22 protein-coding genes are annotated in these 21,167 nt (G+C 40.1%); 7 read left to right on the top strand and 15 right to left on the bottom strand.

All coding sequences use genetic code 11. The annotated features are described in order from the left end of the window. Positions 1–36 precede the first annotated feature (36 nt). Positions 37–390 (bottom strand): hypothetical protein, encoded by a 354-nt coding sequence (locus tag ABG082_RS14720; protein ID WP_017358939.1) that lies wholly within the window; start codon positions 388–390, stop codon positions 37–39. 505 nt (positions 391–895) lie between these two features. Between ABG082_RS14720 and degQ the strand changes: the two genes are divergently transcribed. The 6 genes from degQ to ABG082_RS14690 all read left to right on the top strand — a co-directional run bounded on the left by degQ (position 896) and on the right by ABG082_RS14690 (position 5,714). Beyond that, positions 896–1,036, top strand: a complete 141-nt coding sequence (gene degQ / locus ABG082_RS14715; RefSeq protein WP_003213123.1) for a degradation enzyme regulation protein DegQ — start codon at positions 896–898, stop codon at positions 1,034–1,036. A 151-nt stretch (positions 1,037–1,187) separates the two neighbouring features. Beyond that, on the top strand, positions 1,188–2,111 hold the full coding sequence (locus ABG082_RS14710) for a polyprenyl synthetase family protein (protein WP_282833452.1): 924 nt from the start codon (positions 1,188–1,190) through the stop codon (positions 2,109–2,111). Then, complete coding sequence (gene comX, locus ABG082_RS14705) at positions 2,089–2,259, top strand: competence pheromone ComX (RefSeq protein WP_017358941.1); 171 nt, start codon at positions 2,089–2,091, stop codon at positions 2,257–2,259. Before ABG082_RS14710 ends, comX begins: the two co-directional genes overlap by 23 nt. A 13-nt stretch (positions 2,260–2,272) precedes the next feature. Further along, on the top strand, positions 2,273–4,579 hold the full coding sequence (locus ABG082_RS14700) for an ATP-binding protein (protein ID WP_282833453.1): 2,307 nt from the start codon (positions 2,273–2,275) through the stop codon (positions 4,577–4,579). Positions 4,580–4,659: 80 nt separating this feature from the next. Beyond that, positions 4,660–5,301, top strand: coding sequence for a response regulator transcription factor (locus tag ABG082_RS14695; RefSeq protein ID WP_007500477.1), 642 nt, complete (start codon positions 4,660–4,662; stop codon positions 5,299–5,301). A gap of 23 nt (positions 5,302–5,324) precedes the next feature. Further along, complete coding sequence (locus ABG082_RS14690; protein ID WP_282833454.1) at positions 5,325–5,714, top strand: hotdog fold thioesterase; 390 nt, start codon at positions 5,325–5,327, stop codon at positions 5,712–5,714. Positions 5,715–5,804: 90 nt separating this feature from the next. Here the strand turns inward: ABG082_RS14690 and mnhG are convergent, their stop codons facing one another. The 7 genes from mnhG to ABG082_RS14655 are packed head-to-tail and all read right to left on the bottom strand — an operon-like array spanning position 5,805 to position 11,581. After that, on the bottom strand, positions 5,805–6,179 hold the full coding sequence (gene mnhG, locus ABG082_RS14685; RefSeq protein ID WP_035701201.1) for a monovalent cation/H(+) antiporter subunit G: 375 nt from the start codon (positions 6,177–6,179) through the stop codon (positions 5,805–5,807). Beyond that, the gene (locus ABG082_RS14680; protein ID WP_008345849.1) at positions 6,163–6,444 is read right to left on the bottom strand and encodes a Na(+)/H(+) antiporter subunit F1; all 282 of its coding nucleotides are present in this window, start codon (positions 6,442–6,444) and stop codon (positions 6,163–6,165) included. The genes mnhG and ABG082_RS14680 overlap by 17 nt, the downstream gene beginning before the upstream one ends. After that, positions 6,444–6,923: a Na+/H+ antiporter subunit E gene (locus ABG082_RS14675; RefSeq protein ID WP_008345848.1), complete on the bottom strand. Its 480-nt coding sequence runs from the start codon at positions 6,921–6,923 to the stop codon at positions 6,444–6,446. The genes ABG082_RS14680 and ABG082_RS14675 overlap by 1 nt, the downstream gene beginning before the upstream one ends. Positions 6,924–6,929: 6 nt before the next feature. After that, positions 6,930–8,408, bottom strand: coding sequence for a Na+/H+ antiporter subunit D (locus ABG082_RS14670; protein ID WP_206115691.1), 1,479 nt, complete (start codon positions 8,406–8,408; stop codon positions 6,930–6,932). Next, on the bottom strand, positions 8,401–8,742 hold the full coding sequence (locus tag ABG082_RS14665; protein WP_003213576.1) for a Na(+)/H(+) antiporter subunit C: 342 nt from the start codon (positions 8,740–8,742) through the stop codon (positions 8,401–8,403). Before ABG082_RS14665 ends, ABG082_RS14670 begins: the two co-directional genes overlap by 8 nt. After that, positions 8,742–9,173: a Na(+)/H(+) antiporter subunit B gene (locus ABG082_RS14660; protein WP_008345843.1), complete on the bottom strand. Its 432-nt coding sequence runs from the start codon at positions 9,171–9,173 to the stop codon at positions 8,742–8,744. The genes ABG082_RS14665 and ABG082_RS14660 overlap by 1 nt, the downstream gene beginning before the upstream one ends. Next, entirely contained in the window at positions 9,170–11,581 is a 2,412-nt protein-coding gene (locus ABG082_RS14655) for a Na+/H+ antiporter subunit A (RefSeq protein ID WP_008345841.1), read from the bottom strand. Before ABG082_RS14655 ends, ABG082_RS14660 begins: the two co-directional genes overlap by 4 nt. A 219-nt stretch (positions 11,582–11,800) precedes the next feature. On the opposite strand from ABG082_RS14655, the gene ABG082_RS14650 reads away from it, so the two are divergent. Next, positions 11,801–12,010: a hypothetical protein gene (locus ABG082_RS14650; RefSeq protein WP_017367957.1), complete on the top strand. Its 210-nt coding sequence runs from the start codon at positions 11,801–11,803 to the stop codon at positions 12,008–12,010. Between the two features lie 71 nt (positions 12,011–12,081). On the opposite strand, the gene ABG082_RS14645 is transcribed toward ABG082_RS14650, so the two are convergent. The 7 genes from ABG082_RS14645 to malK form a co-directional block, all read right to left on the bottom strand. Continuing rightward, the gene (locus ABG082_RS14645; protein WP_008345838.1) at positions 12,082–13,419 is read right to left on the bottom strand and encodes a 2-hydroxycarboxylate transporter family protein; all 1,338 of its coding nucleotides are present in this window, start codon (positions 13,417–13,419) and stop codon (positions 12,082–12,084) included. 179 nt (positions 13,420–13,598) lie between these two features. After that, on the bottom strand, positions 13,599–14,558 hold the full coding sequence (locus ABG082_RS14640; protein ID WP_008345835.1) for an ABC transporter permease: 960 nt from the start codon (positions 14,556–14,558) through the stop codon (positions 13,599–13,601). Continuing rightward, positions 14,559–15,605, bottom strand: coding sequence for an ABC transporter permease (locus ABG082_RS14635; RefSeq protein ID WP_017367955.1), 1,047 nt, complete (start codon positions 15,603–15,605; stop codon positions 14,559–14,561). After that, positions 15,598–17,133, bottom strand: a complete 1,536-nt coding sequence (locus ABG082_RS14630; RefSeq protein WP_008345830.1) for an ABC transporter ATP-binding protein — start codon at positions 17,131–17,133, stop codon at positions 15,598–15,600. The genes ABG082_RS14635 and ABG082_RS14630 overlap by 8 nt, the downstream gene beginning before the upstream one ends. A 159-nt stretch (positions 17,134–17,292) precedes the next feature. After that, the gene (locus ABG082_RS14625; protein WP_008345828.1) at positions 17,293–18,375 is read right to left on the bottom strand and encodes a BMP family protein; all 1,083 of its coding nucleotides are present in this window, start codon (positions 18,373–18,375) and stop codon (positions 17,293–17,295) included. Positions 18,376–18,770: 395 nt separating this feature from the next. Then, a complete protein-coding gene (locus ABG082_RS14620) occupies positions 18,771–19,478 on the bottom strand; it encodes a response regulator (RefSeq protein WP_035389249.1) in 708 nt (235 codons plus the stop codon). Continuing rightward, positions 19,471–21,072 (bottom strand): malate sensor histidine kinase MalK, encoded by a 1,602-nt coding sequence (gene malK / locus ABG082_RS14615; protein ID WP_008345824.1) that lies wholly within the window; start codon positions 21,070–21,072, stop codon positions 19,471–19,473. The genes ABG082_RS14620 and malK overlap by 8 nt, the downstream gene beginning before the upstream one ends. Positions 21,073–21,167 lie beyond the last annotated feature (95 nt).

The raw sequence follows: 21,167 nt of genomic DNA, 5'->3' as shown, positions 1-21,167 counted from the left end.
GAAAAGCCGCTCACACTAGAGCGGCTTCTTTCTTTGTTATCCCCACTGTAAAAGTAGAAAAAGCCTGCTTGAAGAGAGGGATAAGTAGATGCGGATGCCTTCTGGACTAAAGCGGATATCGATATTGCTTTTCACCCCAATCTGCTTCAGCATTCGAATCACACTTGCGGTGTCAGCACGTTCAGCAGCTTCCATGATTCGCTGTCCAAACGAAAGCGAACCGGAAATCTGCTGTGTAATGAGGGATGCATCAGCAACGAGACGGGTTGATTCCTTTGCAGCCTTTTGAAACGCATGAGCATCTACTGGAGGAAAAGTCATAGGTGTTCGCAGGTATGCGTTCCCCATTGCGGGAACCTGCAAAGGAGGATAAGGAACATAGTAAAACACATGGTCACCTCTTCTCTCATTGAAGTGAATTTGGACGGATATCTGTTCTAAATGTATGAAGAAAATCCGAATAAAGAATCAAAATGATCTTTCTACCTTTGCATATTCATCATAAAAATAGGTACTTTTGCGGTCAATTTCGGTGAATGTCGCCAAAAAATTGCGGTGTCTACAGTAGAGCCTGTCGTCTGACCTATAACATGAAAAACCGAGGAAACAGAAGGGATCATACGTTCTGTTACACAAGAATTGTGACGAATGATGCCTGTTCATGTCGCAAAAATGACGTATTTCCTTTGAAATTGAGATAAAAGTATCATTTGAAAAGTCTGAAAATGATGAAAAAAGACCTATTGAATTTTGCGGTATCACGCACACATTTTGTGCATACTTTTCGGTGAAAAAATACTCAATAGCATTTACACTGTTAGTAACAGATCAAATACTTATGACCCAATCAACATACACAAATACATTGATCTTCCAAAAAAGGAGAGTGGAATCGATGGAAAAGTATGAAATCGAAGAACTTAAACAATTATTATGGAAACTTGAAAACGAAATTAGAGAAACAACGGCTTCTCTTCATAACATTAACAAAAGCATTGATCAATACGACAAATATGAATATGTGAAAATTTCTTAAAGACTTGATAACCATCAAGTCTTTTTTTTATCCAAATACATACAAAAAAAGGATATATTATTATATAATTGTTAAATAGTGATGTCAGTGGACATTTGCTTATTTCTTTTTAGTAAAATAAGAGGCGAGAGGGTGAGGATCAAGATCGAGTATGCTAAACTATCTAGAGAATACAAAAATCAAGCAGAAAATGTCTGGTTTTATTCAACATGCAGTCAGGCAAAATGATTTACAAAAGCTGCTTCTCGAATTTACAGATATAAAGAATGAATTTCCTTTTGGACAATTGGCTTACCAACATTATGAGGCATTTGGCGGACAAGACGAGCAAGCGATTACAAAACTGGCAGCAGGGATTGAACTTCTCATCTTATCTGCCGATATATTAGATGATATTGAAGATCAGGACAATGATTCGTATCCTTGGATGAAATGTCAGAGCGGAATTGCGATTAATGCGGCGAATGTTCTCTTTGCATTGAGTTTTGACGTGTTTTCAAAGCTTGATCATGGAGCGAAGCTTTTAAACAATGTATATTCTTATTCCATTCAGTCAATGCAAGGGCAGCATATAGATATGACACTGGAGCCAGAAAATGAGCAGGATTGTTTAAATATCATGAAGTTAAAAGCAGGGTCACTGTTTGTATTACCTTGTGTGTTAGGGGTTGTTTTGGCAACAGGTTCTTTTGAAAAGAAGGTAGAAGAATATGCCTATTACCTAGGAATGGCGGAACAGCTTGAAAATGACTATCTAGGTCTTTTTAATAAAGATAATATTGACTTTAAAAGAATGCAAACATTACCGCTAGTTTACTTGAAAAATGAGTTTAATCCATCTAGTTCAGACTTGCTCAGTTATTTTCAATCAAAGGATAAGAGTGCCGGCTCTGAAGAATTAAAGGATAAATTAAAAAAATCTGGTGCTCAACAATATGTATTTATTATGAGAAACCTTCTCAGAAATAAGTTTAAAGAAGCATTCAAGAAACTACATTTAGAGGCTTCAAAAAAGAAAAAACTGATACTTTTTTTAATTGGAGATGGAGAAGATGAAAATTCAGGAATTGGTTAGTTATTTAGTGGAGAATCCTTCAACATTAAATCAAATCGCTAATGGGAACGCATCATTGCTTCACGTTGATCAAGAAACTGCAAGTATTATTGTTGACGGATTCCAGAAAGAAGACGTTATTAAAGCAATCATATGGGCAACTGCTTGAGTAGATAAATATTATGAGAAAGTTTTACTCTAAGTTAACAGTTATATTAGTTATCCTTAGCTTCATCTATGTGATTTACATCTCTTATATCAACGTATTTAATATTTTTGTTGGAGCAGCTGTTAAGGAAAATAGTCACGGTCAACTTGAGGTAGTGGATGTCGATAATTTTACAGATAGCTATCTAGCTGGAGTTAGGAAAGGCGATATCATACTTGAAGTGAATGGGAATAAAAAACCAGTTGAAGAAGTTAAAAGAGGTTTTTTAGCTAATGTTAAAAGTTTAGTCGTTGATAGACATGGTGATAAAATTGATTTAGAGAATGTAAGGTTATTGAGTCAAGCGAATCTGTTTATTTATCTAATACCAGTCATTCTTTATTCCATCTGTCTATTTTGTATATTTATGATTTTAAAAATGAATAAAGCAAACCAAAAAGAGTCAGCTTATATTTTAGCTTTATTTCTTTTGGCGGTGTCTATAGGTTATGTAAGTTCTGGTGGTTCTGGAAAAGGAGAGGCTATCAGTCGTATTCTTGTAATCGTTACAATGAATATTGTACCTCCACTATATATGCACTTTATGTATCAATATTTAAAAGAATTAGGAACAGAAATTATTCGTCGTCGAGTTCTTTTTTATTTGTATCTAGTTCCAGTGACTAACGTTTTATTAGTTTTATTCTATAAAAATAAAGCAGGACCAGTAGATCTATTAGCATATGTCAATTTACTTTCATTTTTTGTTCTGGCTTTCCTTTCGATTATTATCACTATAAGGGCTGCTAAAAAATTGAAAGACAATGAAGTCAGCAATGTACTTCGAGCATTTGCACTCATTTTAATCTCAGCATTCAGTCCATTCATGCTATTTTTTATCATTCCTTATTTTTTTGGTATATATTTTATTTCACCGTATGTTGTTGCATCGTTTGTTCTTTTAATTCCTTTTTTCTTAGTCTATCAATTTATGTCAAATAAGCTATATAATGTTGATTTCTTTATGGGAAGGATTAAATACTACGGTTTTTTAGCAATTACACCAACAATACTAGTGGTTGTTCTTTTTGATTTTATTCAAAAGCCAAATGCAAATTTCTATACAGTGAAATTTACGATTATCACGTACATTCTTATGCTTACCGTCTTCTACTTTAAAGAAATTATCGATTTCCGTTTTCGATTGAAGCGTTTTTCAGAGAAGCATAATTATCAGGATAGTATATTTAAATTCACACAGCTTATTCGTGAGGCGTCATCACTTCATCAAGTATTGTATCATTTAAAATACACCATCTTAGAAGTACTTGTTGTGAACAAAGCCTTTGTGCTTGAAGTGAAGGCAGATGGACAAATTGTTGAAATTGATGAATCAATAGAAGAAAGCCAGCTATGGAAAGATTATGTGGACCAATTTCAAGATATTTTAGGTGAAGTTGGTAAAATCATCGGGTTGGATAAAGGATTCATGATGAAAATTGGTGAGCGGGGCGGTCACTCGTTTGTGATTTGTTGTTTATCTAATTTACGGACACCTAAGCTGACCCGCGATGAAATCTCATGGCTTAAAACATTGGCATTTTACACAAGTGTCAGTTTAGAAAATGTCGTCAAGATCGAAGAACTGATGGAGCATCTGGAGGATTTGAAACAGCGTGAAGCCAATCCTGCTTGGCTGAAAAAGATTATGTTCGCCATGGAAGAGAAGCAGCGCTCAGATTTAGCGAGGGATCTTCATGATTCTGTGCTGCAGGATTTGATTTCACTGAAGAGACAGTCCGAGATGTTCTTAACCAATTTCCAAAACAACCAATGCCCAACATCTATTGAAAATTCATTGATCTCATGGAATGAACAAATGTCTAAGGTGATTCAAACCACGAGAGAAACATGTCATGAACTTCGGCCGCAGCTCCTCTATGATTTGGGGTTAGTGAAGGCAATTTCGAAGCTGACTTCGCAAATTCAAGAGGAAGCGCCATTTCATATTAGGCTGAATACAACCCGCTTTGATAAAGAACTGGACATTGATATTGACTCACAGCTGAATATTTACCGGATTGTGCAGGAGCTGTTATCCAATGCGTTGAAGCATTCTAAGGCCAGCCAAGTCTTAGTGATGCTCATTTGTATTAAAGATCAAGTTGTTCTCCATTATGAGGACGATGGAGTAGGATTTGATGCAAGCCAGCTTGATCAGCACACGATGAGCATGGGTCTTTCTGGCATAAGGGAACGAGTCAAAGCTCTAAATGGAAAGCTTCAAATTCACACAGCACCTGAAAAAGGGCTCAAGGTGAAAATTGAAATGGAATTGTAACGATTTCTTAAGGAATAAGACTTGGCATCTGCCAAGTCTTTTATATAAAATGGAAGTGAGTGATTTAAAGGGAGGAAGACATGAAGAAGATATTGGTCATTGATGATCATCCGGCTGTCATGGAAGGGACAAAAAGCATATTAGAATCAGATCAGCAGCTATCAGTCGATTGTTTAAGTCCTGATGCAGAAGGCGCCTTTTTAAAGACGCATGACTTTTCCATCTATGATGTGATCTTGATGGATTTAAATCTCGGGGATATCAATGGAATGGACATTGCCAAACAAATTCTAGAAACGAATCAACAAGTGAAAATTATCATTTATACAGGATATGAAGTAGATGATTATTTCGAAGAGGCCATTCGAGCTGGATTGCATGGTGCAATAAGTAAAACAGAGACAAAAGACAAAATTATTGAATACATACACCGCACATTGCAAGGAGAAGTTGTCATTCAGCTATCCTATTTAAAGAAATTAATTTCACAGCAGCAAGAGAAGCCAGAACAGGCGCAGCAGACGGATCATGAGCTGTTAACAGAGCGTGAATGTTTAATCTTAAGAGAAGTGGAAAAAGGGTACACAAACCAAGAGATCGCCGATGTGCTTCATTTGAGCAAACGCTCAATTGAATACAGTTTGACCTCCATCTTTAATAAGCTGAATGTTGGATCTCGAACAGAAGCGGTGTTAATTGCAAAATCGGAAAGTGTGCTGTAAACGTGTGAAGGGAGAGGGCCTTGATGGATGTGAGTGGTTCAAATACACTGCTTGAGGCACTGGGGATTGAGATTGTGGAATGGAATACGTCACGATGCGTGGCGACAATGCCAGTCGATCACCGAACAAAACAGCCATTTGGATTACTGCACGGAGGAGCATCAGCTGCTCTAGCAGAAACAGTGGCAAGCATGGGTGCTGCTGCTCATTTGGACTTAACTCAGCAGGTTTGTTCAGGTATTGAAATCAATGCCAATCATTTAAAATCTGTACGTGATGGAGTGGTGACAGCTACAGCTGTTCCTGTACATGTAGGACGGCGTACAATGGTATTCCAAATCGATATAAAAGATGATCGAGACCGTCATATCTGTACGTCAAGATGTACACTCGCTGTCATTGATCGCATATAAAAAAGCTCCCGGTGCAGCGGAAGCTTTTTTTAATACCCTTTTATGAACATGCATGTAAAGTGAACAAGACCTGAATGTCAGGTTCTTCATTTATAAATAAGAGTCTTCTTTTCGTTTAATGACAAAGTTACGGAAACCGCCATAATCATCTTGGACACTTCGTTTGTCCATTTTCACACCAGTGTTGTAAGCGGCTCTTCCGATCAAATGAGCGCCGACTGGTGCGGTCAGAAAGATAAAGACAATTCCAAGCAGGATTTTCGCAGAGATGATCCCTGCAAGAAACCATTCATGAAAGAATACACCAACTAAAATGAGAACAACACCAAGTGTCGATGCTTTTGATGCAGCATGCATACGTGTGTAAACATCCGGTAGGCGAAGGACACCAATGGCTGAGACCAGACAAAGAATGGCGCCAAGCAGAATAAAGAAAATCACGATCGCTTTAGCGATGACGATCATTTTCAATCACTTCCCCTTTCTCAAGGAATTTGGAAAAAGCGACAGTGCCGATAAAGGCAAGAATACCGAGCAGTAAAATAATTTCAAAGAACGTAGTGGTTTTCAGTAAGATAGACACGATGGCTGTCATCCCAATTAAATTGATTCCTATCGCATCAAGCGCACTAACGCGATCAGGGATAGAAGGTCCTTTGATTACCCGTATCACAAAGAGCAAAGTAGACAGCGCAAGAATCCCAAGTGACATTTGCAAGATCAGTTCCATTACTTACCGCTCACCTCCTGAATCGCTTTTTCAAATGATACCCGAATATCGTGGATGGCTTTTTCAGCATCTTCAATATCCATCGCATGAATATATAAAATCGAGCGATCATCGGAAATATCGATGACCAGTGTACCAGGTGTTAATGTAATCATATTGGCCAGTATGGTGATTTCCCAATCTGTTTTTAAATCTGTACGAAAGGCGAAAATACCAGGCTTGATTTTAAGCTTTGGAGATAACACCGTCTTGAGTACACTCAAATTAGCAAGAAGCAGCTCTCTGATAAAAATGATGACGAGCTTGAAAATCGCATAAAGGGCATAGCCGTAAAAACGTTGCGGGAAGAATCGCCGCAGCATAAAAATGGCGATCATCCCTAGTGCAAAGCCTGATACAAAGTCTGCAGCTCTGTATGTATCATTCATAAACATCCATGTAAAGGCGAGGAGAGCGTTTAATAATATTTGAAAGGCCATGTTCATCTACTCCTTCAGCACAGCTTGAATATATTTTTCTGGTGTTGAAAGCATTTCCGCAGCTTGATTGATATAAGGTGCAATGAATTCTGTGCCTAATCCAATCGCAAGCGATAAGACAACAAGCAGTACCCCAGGATACACCATTCCTCTAATGGATGGCTTTCTTCTTCGCATATCCTGTTCCTCTCCCCAAAACGCGAGCATGAAAATCCTCATAACAGAATAAAGGACAAGAAGACTGGACAGTAAAACAAGGATAGAGAACGTCATGTACCCAGCAGAAAACCCACCTTCAACAATTTTCAGCTTGCCAACAAATCCACTTAGCGGAGGAATACCCGCAAGTGATAAAGCCGATATGAAGAACATCCAGCCGAGTAGAGGCTGGGATTGAATCAGCCCACCCATTTTTTTCAGATGGTTGGTTCCAGCATACACAAACAGTGCCCCTGCGAGCATAAATAGAGCTCCTTTGATCACCATATCGTGAATGAGGTAATAAATGGCGCCTTGAAGTGATGCCGGTGTATTGGCCGCAATCCCAAACAAAATGACACCAACAGCTGTGACAATGTTATAAATCACAATTTTTTGCACATCAGAATAGGCGATAGAGCCAATGACACCGAATATAACCGTTAGAGCGGCCAGCCAAGCCATGAGTGTATGTGTAAAACCTGTATCATGTATAAAGATGAGCGTAAAGACCCTGGCAATTGCATATAGACCGACCTTTGTCAGCAGTGCACCAAACAAAGCTGAAATCGCTGCCGGCGGTGCATGATAAGACCCTGGCAGCCAGAAATAAAGCGGGAAGACCCCAGCTTTTAAGCCAAATACGATCAGGAACAGAATCGAAATCACGGTGATTAACCCTGTCTGCCCAGATTCGGCTATTTTCACACTTAAATCAGCCATGTTCAGTGTGCCTGTGACTGCATATAAACACGCTACGCCAACAATAAATAATGCCGATGAGATAATATTAAACACAATATATTTCAGTGATTCACGAAGCTGAGGCTTTGAACCACCCAGAACAATGAGCATATAAGATGCCATCAGCAACAATTCAAAGAAGACAAACAGGTTGAAAATATCTCCCGTTAAAAAGGCACCACTGACACCAGCTAACAAGAATTGGACACCAGAATAATAGAACAGCCGCTCTCTTTCTTTCCCAATCGTTTGAAAGGAAAAAAGAACTGTGACAAGTCCAACAATGGAAGCGGTCAGCACAAGAAGCGCAGCAAACTGATCGGCCACAAGGGCAATGCCAAACGGTGCTTTCCAGCCGCCCAAATAAAGGGTTTGTATGCCGTTTGTGAAAATCGTTTGGACCAAATAGACATTACAGATAATGGCTAAAAGAGATGCAAACACACTAAAGCCTCTCGACAGCATGGTGTTTTTATTCATAAAAATCAATAATGTAGCAGCTAGTAATGGAATTAATATAGGCAGGATCACGAGATTATTCATGCTGATCATTTCCTCTCATTTGATCCATGTCATCTGTTCTCAGCTCTTGGAAGGCACGGAAGGCCATCACGAGCAAAAAGGATGTTACACCAAAAGCAATGACAATGGCTGTTAAAATTAATGCTTGTGGCAATGGATCTACATAGGATGTGAGCCCCTCTTTCAAAATAGGAGGTGCTCCCTTTTTTAAGCCGCCCATTGTTAATAGAAGCAAATGGACGCCGTGACTTAAAACGGCAGTACCGACGATGACCCGCAGAAGGCTTTTTGAAAGCATTAAATAGGTCGCTGCCATAAAAATGATTCCGACGATAATAGACATTAGAAATTCCATTATTCCTTCTCTCCAATCGTTTGAATAATGGTCATGGTGACACCAACAACAACTAAATACACACCGATATCAAACAGGACCGCTGTCGCCAGTTCTGTTTTCCCTAGAAACGGCAGTTGGAAATAATCGAATGCATGGGATAGGAAAGGTGCTCCGAACAGAAAAGATCCCATACCTGTTAGGATGGCAACGAGCAAACCGACACCAGCCACATAAATAAAGTCAAATGGTAAAATGCGTCTGACTGTTTTAAGGTCGTAGGCTAAAAGCAGAAGAACGACAGCACCAGCGCTCATCAAACCGCCAATGAATCCTCCGCCAGGATTGTTATGTCCTGCAAGAAATAGGTGAAGTGAGAAAAGCAAGATGATGAATGCTGTAATTTTAGTTGTGACTTGTAAGAGCATATCATTCGTATCAATCTTTCTCATCGCCGTACGCCTCTCTTCCGTTTACCTTGTGCTTTTACCTTCAATAATCCATAAATACCGAGTGCCGCAATGGCCAGCACTGTAATCTCAAAGAGTGTATCAAAGCCCCTGAAATCGACAAGAATGACATTGACAATATTGTCTCCGCCAGCCAGTTTGTAGCTGTTTTCAATGAAGTACGTTGAAATTGTGTCAAGAGATTGCTGGCTTGTTGAAGCGAAAGCAAGACAGGTGACAACGACTCCAACACCTAATGAGATGATCAAATTTGTTAATTTAAATCTTCGTGTTTTTTGCTTCAGGCTCAGCTTTGGCAAATGATAGAAGCAAAGTAAAAACAGCGCGACAGAAATGGTTTCAATAATGAGCTGTGTCAGCGCAAGGTCAGGTGCTCTGAAAATCACGAAGAACAATGACAGCGTGTAGCCCATAACACCTAGCGCAATAATAGCTGTTAAGCGTGAACGAGCAAATACAGTCGTGACTGTCGCTGCGACCATCACAAGTGAAAGGATGACTTCGTACGTGCCGATTGAAGCAGCATGCTCAGTTTGAAATGAGAAGGCTTGCTTGTAGAACATCACGCTGCCAAGCACGATAATCATAAACCCAAATACATAGACAAGATAGTCACGAAGGAATCCTGTCATATAGCTGTTTGTTAGGCGGTAAGCCCCTTTTTCTACACCTATAAGCGAGCGATCATACAAAGCGTTAAATGACCATTTTTCCTTAAATATGTTGTACATTGGGCGCCATTTTGACAGCGTTAAATAGCCAATGGTACCGAGCGCAACTACACCAATTGTCATGTAAAGCTCTGGCTGGAATCCATGCCACGCTTCAATTTTTACGGCAAAGCGGCTTCCTGTTTGAATGGCTTCTGGAATGATCGCTTGAATGGCAGGTTCAATGACAGAATAGGCAAGAATATTAGGGAAAAAGAAGAACGTGACCACAAGTGCAGCTAAAATAATTGGCGGGATCAGCATACCAATCGGTGCTTCATGCGGTTTTTTCTCCAATTGATCGACTTTCAGACGGCCTCTAAATGTTTTGAAGACGATCATCATACTGTAGATGAACGTGAACACACTAGCGAGCCAAGCGATAGCAGGGAAGACAGCCCCCCATGTTGAAACATCCGTAAAGCTGATGTCAGAAATCCGGATCATACTTGTGAAAAATAGCTCTTTACTTAAAAATCCATTAAATGGTGGGAGTCCAGCCATCGAGAATGTACCAATTAACGTAATTGTAAAGGTAATTGGCATGATGGTCATTAATCCACCTAATTTGCGAATATCACGTGTACCTGTTTCGTGATCGATAATCCCTGCTGCCATAAAGAGACTACCTTTAAAGGTCGCGTGGTTAATGAGATGAAAAATAGCAGCAAGAACGGCTGCGCCAAAAAAGGCAGGGTTGTTTTCATGAATGGCAGCTGCGCCTACTCCTAGCATGAGCATAATCATACCGAGTTGACTCACTGTCGAGAAGGCCAGAATGGCTTTCAAATCATTTTGCCGAACGGCGTGGAAAGATCCCCAGAATAGTGTGATAAGTCCGACAATCGAAATGGTCCAAAACCACACCTCTGATATAGCAAAAATCGGACTAAAGCGGGCAACCAGATAAATACCGGCTTTGACCATAGTAGCAGAATGCAGATAACTGCTTACAGGGGTTGGTGCTTCCATAGCATCAGGCAGCCAAATATAAAATGGGAACTGCGCTGATTTCGTGAAGGCCCCTAGTAAAATGAGAACCATCGCAGGGATGAAATAAGGTGATGCCATAATGAGCTGAAGCTGATTGACTGCTTCGCGAATACTGAATGAATCAGTGATCAGGTAAATGAGGATGAAGCCGCCAAGCATAGCTAATCCGCCAAACACAGTAATAAGCAGTGATTTGGTTGCTCCGTAACGAGAACGCTCACGCTTATACCAATACCCAATTAAGAGGAAGGAAGAGATACTTGTTAGCTCCCAGAACAAATAAAGTACGACCATGTTGTCAGAGAGAACAACACCAAGCATAGCGGTCATAAACATTAATAAATACGTATAGAAAGAGCCAAGCTGTTCTTTTTCCTTTGATAAGTAGAAAATACTGTACAGTACCACAAGTGCACCAATACCTGTGATGAGTAAAGCAAATAACAGGCTGAGACCATCTACATACACAGTGAAATTCATCCCTAGAGAGGGAATCCATTCAGCTTGTGAGAATAACGTTCGTCCATTCGAGGTGATCTGGAGCATTTGGATGAAATAGGTAAATAAAAGAATAGGCAAGATGAGAACAAACCATCCTGTATGTATACGCCTTACGTATTTAAAGAGAAAAGGGACGACAAAGGCAAGTAAAAAAGGTGATAGGATGGCGAAGTGAATAAGCTGCAAGAAAATGAACCTCCTTTGATCAATATAAATTCACGTTCTAAAGAACTGGTAATTAAAATTATAGCGTAAATACAGACATAGTGCATTGGTTTGAACTGATTTACGACAAATTGAATTTATTTTGAGTTCTTTTGACCACAAAAAATATTTTATCAAAAATGAAACTCGTTGTATATTGTTTTGTATTTCGTACATGCTTTTCTTAAAGGAGCTGATCAAATGAAACGAAAGATCGCCATCAGCTTAAGCATATTCTGCACGATTTTAGGAGGAGCATTCTTGATTGAACGAAATGATCAAAAAAGGTGGCAGGCCGGGAGTGAATGGCCGCTATTTTCCGAACAACTCCTCCATATGACCTATCCTCAGGCGAAACAGTATCCTTTTCAGCCTCGGGAATATTTACGAATTGTATTAGCTGATGAATGAGGATGTATGGGAGAAAAGAAATATAAAAAAAGCATGTCCCTTACGAAAAGGACATGCTTTTTGTTTCTTTTTTAAGTAAACATTCTGAGTAAGATTGTTGCGCAAATAACGGTTGCTGCTCCGCCAAGACGTGTAGAGACTTGAGCGAAAGGCATAAGGCCCATTCTTCCAGAAGCTGAAAGAATTGCAACGTCACCAGTACCGCCTAATCCACTGTGACAGCCAGTCACAATGGCAGATTCAACTGGATACATGTTCATGAATTTACCAACAAAGTAACCAGAACCAACCATGCCTAGAACAACAGCAATACATACACATACGAAAGGAATCGAAATAACAGTGGCCACATCATCAAGTGGAATGTATAGAATTCCTAAACCAACCATTAGAGGCCATGTAAAGCTTTTCGATACAAACTTGTAGAACTGCTGTGAGCCGTTTTGCAAATGCTGAGGCATCACGTTTAAGTATTTGATTAATGCAGCAAGAACAATCATTAAGATTGGACCTGGAATATGAACAAAACTTTCTAATAAGCCGCCAAAGATAAAAGTTGTACATGCAACAAGCACACCTGCACCCATTAAGCTGAAGTCAACTTTAGTATCCATTTCAGGCTGTTCAAAGATTTCATTTGCTTCTTTTGATTTAACAAGTCGTCCATTCCCGTTTAGTTCAGGACGTTTTTCACCAAGCTTTTTCATTGCGCCAGCACAAATGATGGCAATGACGTTCCCAATAACAGCAGCCGGAATCAATTGAGAAATTAATGACTCTGCTGATACACCAAGAATTTGTGAATAAGCAATTGATAATGGCAATATTCCTTCACCGACACCACCGGCAATAATCGGTACAATGATAAAGAAGAACGAATGATGCGGTGTGTAACCAACTAGAAGACCCACTAGAATTCCAGCAGCTACAGCTGTAATTGTACCTGCAACAAGAGGAACAAACATACGAATAAGGCCTTGTACTAAAACAGTTCGTTGCATCCCAAGAATACTACCTACTACAAGAGCAGATATATAGAAGTATAGGAAGTTTGACGTTTTCATCAGAGACGTAACCGCTTCCAACGAGTTTGGATTCAGAACATGAAAAAAGACCAGGAACGATGGTACGAATAAAGAAAGAATCGCCGGTCCACCAATATCTTTTAAGATTGGAATACGTTGTCCTACATCTCCTAGGAAAATCCCCAAAATCATAATAACAGCGAAACCACCAAGCATATTTGCTGGAATTTTATTAAAATAAGCGGCAGTTAAAATAATCGCTGCAAGTACTATATACACAGGTAGATCAATAACACCAATTTTCCAAGAAAGAATTTTTCGGAAAACGCTTTTATTATTGTCAGAATCGTTTGTAATCGATTTCAATTGTTGTGTATTAGCCACATAAACACCCCCAAATGCTATTTGTCTCAATTGTAGAAGATTCTGTGACACTCATCTATTTATTAAACTAAATTAAGTGTAATAAAAGTAAAATAAACGGGGGTTTTGTCGTTTTTATCATACAAAAATCCCCTGAAGATAGTTTGTCCTTCAGGGGATTGATCATACATGGTATTTATTTATCGTTTTCCTTTTAAATAAGGAGTACCAAGTGCTTTTGGTGCGTCTGCTCGTCCAATGAAGCCAGTAAGAGCTAGGATCGTCAGCACATATGGTGCAATGAGCATGTACACGTTCGGGATATCTTGAAACAGCGGAAGCAGAGAGCCAATGATGCTTAAGCTTTGTGCAAATCCAAAGAATAAAGCAGCGCCCATAGCGCCAAATGGGTGCCATTTCCCGAAAACAAGGGCGGCTAACGCAATGAAGCCTTGTCCTGTAATGGTGGCGTGTGAGAAGTCAAGAGCGATGGTCGATGCATACACAGCTCCGCCAAGACCGCCAAATAGACCACTAATGAAGACGCCGATATAGCGCATCCGGTATACCTTGATTCCCATTGTATCAGCTGCCATTGGATGCTCTCCGACTGCACGAAGTCGTAAGCCAAACGGCATTTTAAATAAAACAAACCAAGCGACAACCGCAAGAACTAATGCGAGAATGGACGTATAATACACATCTTTAAAGAAAATATCACCAATGATCGGAATGTCACTTAAAAGGGGAATATCTCCTTTATAGAAAGGTTCTGTAATTTTATCCGTTTGTGCTTTGCCATAAATCAGTTTGACAACAAACAGCGTAGCACCAAGGGCAAGCATGTTAATCGCAACACCACTGACCGTTTGATCTGCTCTGAACGTAATAGTGGCAACAGCGTGAATGAGTGAGAACACGCCGCCAATGGCCATACCAACAAGTAGACCGAGCCACGGGGTCAAGGCACCAAACGTATCAGCAAACATTAAGTTAAAGATAATACTAGAAAATGCTCCGACGACCATCAAACCTTCAAGACCGATATTGACGACACCTGATCTTTCTGAAAAGACGCCTCCAAGAGCGGTTAAAATAAGTGGTGCAGCATAAACAAGTGTAGCCGGGACGATGATTTCAAGAATTTGCAGAAATCCCACTTATTTTCCCCCCTTTTTCTTCAATTGTTGAATGACAAGACGGATGATATAGCTTGAGGCAACGAAAAGAATAATGATCGCAATCACAATATCAACGACCTCAGTCGGTACGCCAGATTCAAGCGGCATGTTTAAAGCACCGACTTTCAATCCACCAAGCAATAATGCAGCTAAGACGACACCAATAGCTGTGTTTCCGCCTAATAAGGCAACAGCGATTCCATCAAAACCAACGCCAGTGAATGATCCTTTAATCGAAGCATATTCAAATGTTCCGAGTCCTTCCATCGCACCTGCAAGACCTGCAAAGGCACCAGAAATGAGCATCGCATAAATGATGTTGCGTCGAACGTTCATCCCAGCATAATGAGAGGCCTGCTGGTTCATCCCAACTGCGCGTAATTCAAACCCTTTAGAGGTTTTCTGGATAATAACCCACATGACAACAGCCGCAATAATGGCAACAAAAATCCCATTATGCATTCTAGAGAAATCAGTGATCTGCTCAAAAAAACCAGATCGAAGGGAAGCTGTTGCATCAATTTTTTCTGTTTTATCTTTATTGTTTGTTAAGACATTTGAGATTAAATAATTTGTGACATGAAGGGCAATGTAGTTCATCATGATGGTGACAATGACTTCATGTACGTAAAAACGAGCTTTTAAAAATCCGGGAATAAAGCCCCATAATGCACCAGCAGCTGCTGCTGTGATCAGTGCAAGAGGCAGATGGATATACATAGGTGCATGGACAGTTGTGCCGATCCATACAGCAGCTACCCAGCCAATCAGCATTTGACCTTCTACCCCGATATTAAATAGGCCTGTCCGAAATGCAAAGGCAACAGCAAGTCCTGATAAAATATAAGGAGTGACTTGTCGGATGGTTTCTCCCATATAATATGTTTCACCGAATACGCCATTCCAAAGGGCGCTATAACCTTCGATGACACTATAACCGCTTGCCAGCATAATGATGGCCCCAACGAAAAGACCAAGTACAATGGCTATAAGCGGAATCAGCAGATTTGTTAAGCGATTAGACATTTGCTTCTTTCCCCACTTCCTGTTGCGTACTTCCAGCCATTAACAGACCAAGTTCTTGCTCTGTTGTTTCTTTTGGATCAACAATGGCAATAATGCTGCCTTCGAAAATAACAGCAATCTTATCACTGACATTGATAATTTCATCAAGCTCAAAGGATATGAGCAGAACAGCTTTGCCTGAATCCCTTTGTTCAATCAGACGTTTATGAACAAACTCAATGGCTCCGACATCAAGTCCACGTGTCGGTTGTGCGGCAATTAATAAATCAGGATTTCGGTCAACTTCACGGCCAATAATGGCTTTTTGCTGGTTACCGCCTGATAGCGCACGTGCTTCTGTATATTCACTAGGTGTCCGTACGTCGTATTCAGCAATGATTCGTTTTGCTTTTTGATAAATATTTTTCATATTCATCAAGCCAAACTTCGAATATGGACGCTGATAATACGTTTGTAAGGAAATATTTTCTCCAATTGAAAAGTCAAGGACAAGTCCGTGCTTATGACGGTCTTGAGGAATATGTCCGATACCAGATTCTGTGACCTTACGAGGCGGGAGATTTTGAATGGCTTTCCCGTTTAGCATGATCGTGCCAGATTCGGATTTTTTCAGACCTGTAATGGCTTCAATTAATTCAGATTGACCATTTCCGTCTACACCCGCAATTCCGACAATCTCACCAGCTTTCACTGATAAATTGAGTTGTTTCACGGCTTCAATTCCTCGCGCATCTTTGACAGTGAGATCTTGAATTTGCAAGACTTCTTCAGCAGGGGAGGCTGCTTTTTTGTCTGTTTTAAATGAGACTTCGCGGCCGACCATTAAACTGGCAAGCTCGTCTTTGTTTGTGTGTTCCACATCAAGTGTACGAATACCTTGCCCTTTTCGGATAATGGTCACGCGATGACAGGCATCCATAATTTCTTTTAGCTTGTGGGTAATTAATATAATGGATTTGCCTTCATTAATTAAGTTTTTCATAATTTGTATGAGTTCTTTTATTTCTTGTGGTGTTAAGACGGCTGTTGGTTCGTCGAAGATCAAGATGTCAGCGCCGCGGTATAGTGTTTTTAAGATTTCTGCTCGCTGCTGCATACCGACTGAGATGTCAGATACTTTAGCGGCAGGGTCTATTTTCAGTCCATAACGGTCAGAAAGTTCCTGCACTTGCTGAATGGCTTGTTCTTTGTCAATCTTTCCAAATTTCTTTGGCTCTTTTCCTAAAATGATGTTTTCAGCCACAGTAAATGTATCAACTAGCATAAAATGCTGATGGACCATTCCAATGCCTAAATCACTTGCATCATTTGGACTAGAGATTGTAACCGGTTTTCCGTGTACCTTGATTTCACCTTTTTCAGGCTGATACAGTCCGAAAAGCACGTTCATGAGCGTTGATTTTCCAGCGCCGTTTTCACCAAGCAGCGCATGAATTTCGCCCTTTTTTAGCTGCAGCGTAATGTTATCATTTGCTACAATGCCAGGGAATTCTTTGCGTATATTCAACATTTCAATGACATAATCCACAGGTTTAACCGCTCCTTTTTTAGGGTGCTGATGAAGATAAAAACTAGCAAAAGAAAAGCTGCAAAACAAGGCTGCAGCTTTTCTTTTACCACCTTTTACGAATAAAGAGGAGGTAAAGGAGAGGCAAGGGGATAAGGCGCGCTTATCCCGATGCACAAATTAAGCTTTAAAATCTTTTAGTTCATCACGTGTTGCAGGGATTTTCACTTCACCCTTGATGATTTTTTGTTTCCATTCTTCGACTTTCTTCAATACATCTTTATCAAGATTCTCTTGAGATGGAGAGATGTCAACGCCGCCTTCTTTCAGACCGTACGTGATCACTTCGCCACCAGGGAACTTACCTTCTTTTGCTTTTGTTGTTAAGTCTTGTACCGCTGTGTCTACTTTCTTAATCATAGAAGTAAGAGTGACACTTTGTTTTGTTCCAGGTACTTTACCCTCATCATACTGGTCTTTATCAACACCAATGACCCACACTTTGCGGTCAGGATCAGCTTTTTTCAGGTTTTTCGCTTCTGTGAAGACACCAGTTCCAGTTCCGCCTGCTGCGTGGTAAATGACGTCAACGCCAGATTTGTACATACTTTCAGCTGTTGCTTTACCGATGTCTGCTTTATCGAATGCCCCAGCATATTTCACTTCAACTTTTGCTTTTGGATTAGCTGCTTCAACGCCTGCACGGAAACCAACTTCGAATTTTCTGATTAATTCAGAATCAACGCCGCCAACAAAACCAATTTTGTTTGATTTTGTAGAAAGAGCCGCTGCAACACCTACAAGGAATGATCCTTCGTTTTCGTTAAATGTAATGCTTGCTACGTTGTCTTTTTTTACAACTGCATCAACGATGGCAAAGTGGTTTTTCTTACGTTGATTCGCAATTTCAGTAATAGAATCTTGCATTAAGAAACCAATTCCGTAAATCAAATCAAATTTCTCACGAGCAAGTGTGTTTAAGTTTGTTGTATAGTCAGCGTCTGATTTAGATTGTAAGTAATCAAAGCCGTTTTTACCTTTTGTTAAATTGTTGTCTTTCCCAAATGCTTGTAAACCTTCCCAAGCAGATTGGTTAAACGATTTGTCATCGACACCACCGACATCAGTTACCATTGCAACAGTGAATTGATCTTTATCTTTTTTGTTTTCACCGCTGTTTGAGCCAGAGTTGCCGCATGCTCCAAGGATGGTTCCTGCTGCTACGACTAAGGACAATGCAAGTCCAATTTTGCGCTTCTTCAAAACATAACCCCCTATAAAATTTAAAAGTTTCAGAAAAGTCTCGCGAAAAAAGACCGACTCTTGCCTTCTCCTATCCTTCTGAAAAGGGTATTTTATCCTGCATTCTTTTAAAATTGATGGAAACAGGAGAGAAGATGTAAGACATCAGACTTATATCTCGTTGAACTAATCAATCATAATTTATCATTTCCCATCGAATAAATAAATAGAAATTTGTTTTATTTTTAAAAAAATGTTAAAAGGCTAAATTCGATGTCTTTTTATGTGCTGAAATATGATATAATGCCGCTTTTATGATGTGCTCTACTACAGTGAAACCGCTGATATCAAGGGGTTTGTGACATCGTATGCCATAAAAAAACATCTGGCCTTTGTGAAAGGTCAGATGTGTCAAATTAAAGATATTGCTGTATCAAATTCATGTTGCTTGTATTCAGTTTATATTGGAAAACAGGGCGGCCGATTGTCCCGTATGCCATCTCCACATCAACCACTTCGATATCCTCAAGAAATTTCAAGTATTTTCTAATCGAAACTTGGGAGATTTCTGTATGATTGGCTAGGTCTTCGGTCGTGAAAGCCTGCTGACCGAATGATTGAATGCTTGTCCAGATGAGTTTGAGTGTGCTCTTCGTTAAGCCTTTTGGCAGCAGGACTTTTTCCGCCTCTGCTTTTTTATGAAAAAGCTTCGCGTCTAAATCATTTTGCGAGATGCTGTTCATCGTTTGGTATAGGGCATGTTTTCTTTTATATTCTGCCAGTGCTGATTGGAAGCGTTCAAACTCAAAAGGTTTGATTAAATAGTCGACAGCTCCGTTTCGCATCGTTTGCTGTACGACATCCACTTCATTTGCAGCTGAAATGACGATGACGTCAACGGAATGCTTTTGCTCACGAATTTCTGATAATAGGGCGAGCCCATTTTGTCCAGGCATATAAATATCAAGCAATACAAGGTGAATGATTTCTGATTTTAAGATGTCTAGTGCCTTCTGAAATGAGGTGGCAATCCCTTTTAATTCAAAACCTTCTATTTGGGTCAAGTAGCGTTTATTCAGCTCCCCGACCATTGGGTCATCTTCTACGATCAACACATTAATCATGTGAATCCTCCTTTTGTTTATATGGAATACGGAGACTAAAGGTCGTTCCTTCTCCTTTTTCGCTTGTGACGATCATATGTCCGTTCAGTTTTTTGATGCTTTGGTCAACAAAGTAAAGGCCAAATCCTCTGTCTTCTCCTTTTGTCGAAAAGCCCTGATCAAACATGATGTCCTGTTCTTCTTTTGTCAGACCGACACCTGTGTCTGTAATTTCAATATGAAGCTGCTCTTGGACATATCTGAATGAGATGGAAATATTTTTGTTCTCTGTATGGGAAACGGCATCGAGTGCGTTATTTAACAGATTACCGATGACCGTAATAAGGTCATGTGTGACTGCTGGGTCCTCCGAGTTTGGTACCTGTGTACTGCAATTGACTTCTAAAGCTGCGCCTTGTTCTCTGATGTAGCTTTGTTTTCCTAGTAAAAACCCGGCTAAGACAGAGTTTTTCACATGGTTGATGATTTCATTTGTTTCTGTCTGCTGATAAATTGCAATATCTTTAATATAGGTGCCAAGGTCATCATAGTTCTTTAGCTGGACCAATCCTAAAATGACATGAAGCTTGTTCATAAATTCGTGTGACTGGGCACGAAGCGCATTGGCATACATCTTCACCCCGCTCAGCTGCTCAGCCAGATGTTTGACTTCTGTTTTGTCACGGAAGGTTGCGATCGCTCCGACAATTTCTCCTTTTACCGTAATCGGCACCTCATTAAAGACCAGCTCCAATCCGTTCATTCTGACATCGCGATCAAGCAGCGGTTTCCGTGTTTCGATTACTTGCTTTAAGCCGCTTGAAGGAAGAAGGGCCTGTACATCTTGTTCTCTAGGGTCAACCATAATGCCCATATTATGAAAAAGGCGTTTAGCTTCTGCATTTGCCAGCTTTATTTTACCGTGCTGATCGACGGCAAGAATGCCTTCTTTTGTTGATTCTAGCATGGCGCTTCGTTCTTTTAATAATGTGGCAATTTCATCTGGCTCTAGTCCAAACATAATCTTCTTCACTTTGCGTGCCACAATGAGTGCACCGATAATGCCAGATAAAAGGCTTAGCGATGTGACAAAGTAGAGCGGGAGCAGGCTTTGATGAATAATTAAATCAATTTCCTTTAATGTAATCCCAACTGCCACAGCCCCGAGCTGCTTGCCATCTTGGTTATAAACAGGAACAAAGGCACGCATGGACTTGCCAAGTGTTCCAGATGCGGTACTAATATGTTCCTTACCCTGTAATGCCGGTTTTTCATCACCGCCAGCAAATCGCTTCCCAATCTTTTGCGGATTCGGATGTGTTTTGCGGATACCGTTCATATCCATGACGACAACGAATTCGGTTTTGGTAATACGCTGAACATTTGTTGTATATTTTCGCAGTGCTGTATATGATTGATCTTTTTCCAATGATTTTGCTGTGATCGGAGCCTCTGCGACCATTTTGGCAGTGGAGAGGGCGATATCACGTTCCTGCTGATGAATATTTTTGGCTGTTTCTGACCAGATCGTAAAGAATGTGATACAGAGGGAGATCAGGACAACAATACAGACAAAGATCGTCAGCCGTGTTTGCAGTCTTAAAGTTTTTTTCACGAGTATACCCCTAACGCGCAATTTTTTCGTAATAGTAATACTTTAACGGGAAAATGTAAGTTTGTGAAGGAATGTACGTGCAAAATCACAAATTT

It is taken from the genome of Bacillus sp. BS1807G30, from assembly GCF_040047675.1.
GTDB lineage: Bacteria > Bacillota > Bacilli > Bacillales > Bacillaceae > Bacillus > Bacillus altitudinis.
Note: the sequence above shows the minus strand (reverse complement) of the source record. Positions and strands in the feature narration are given on the sequence as shown.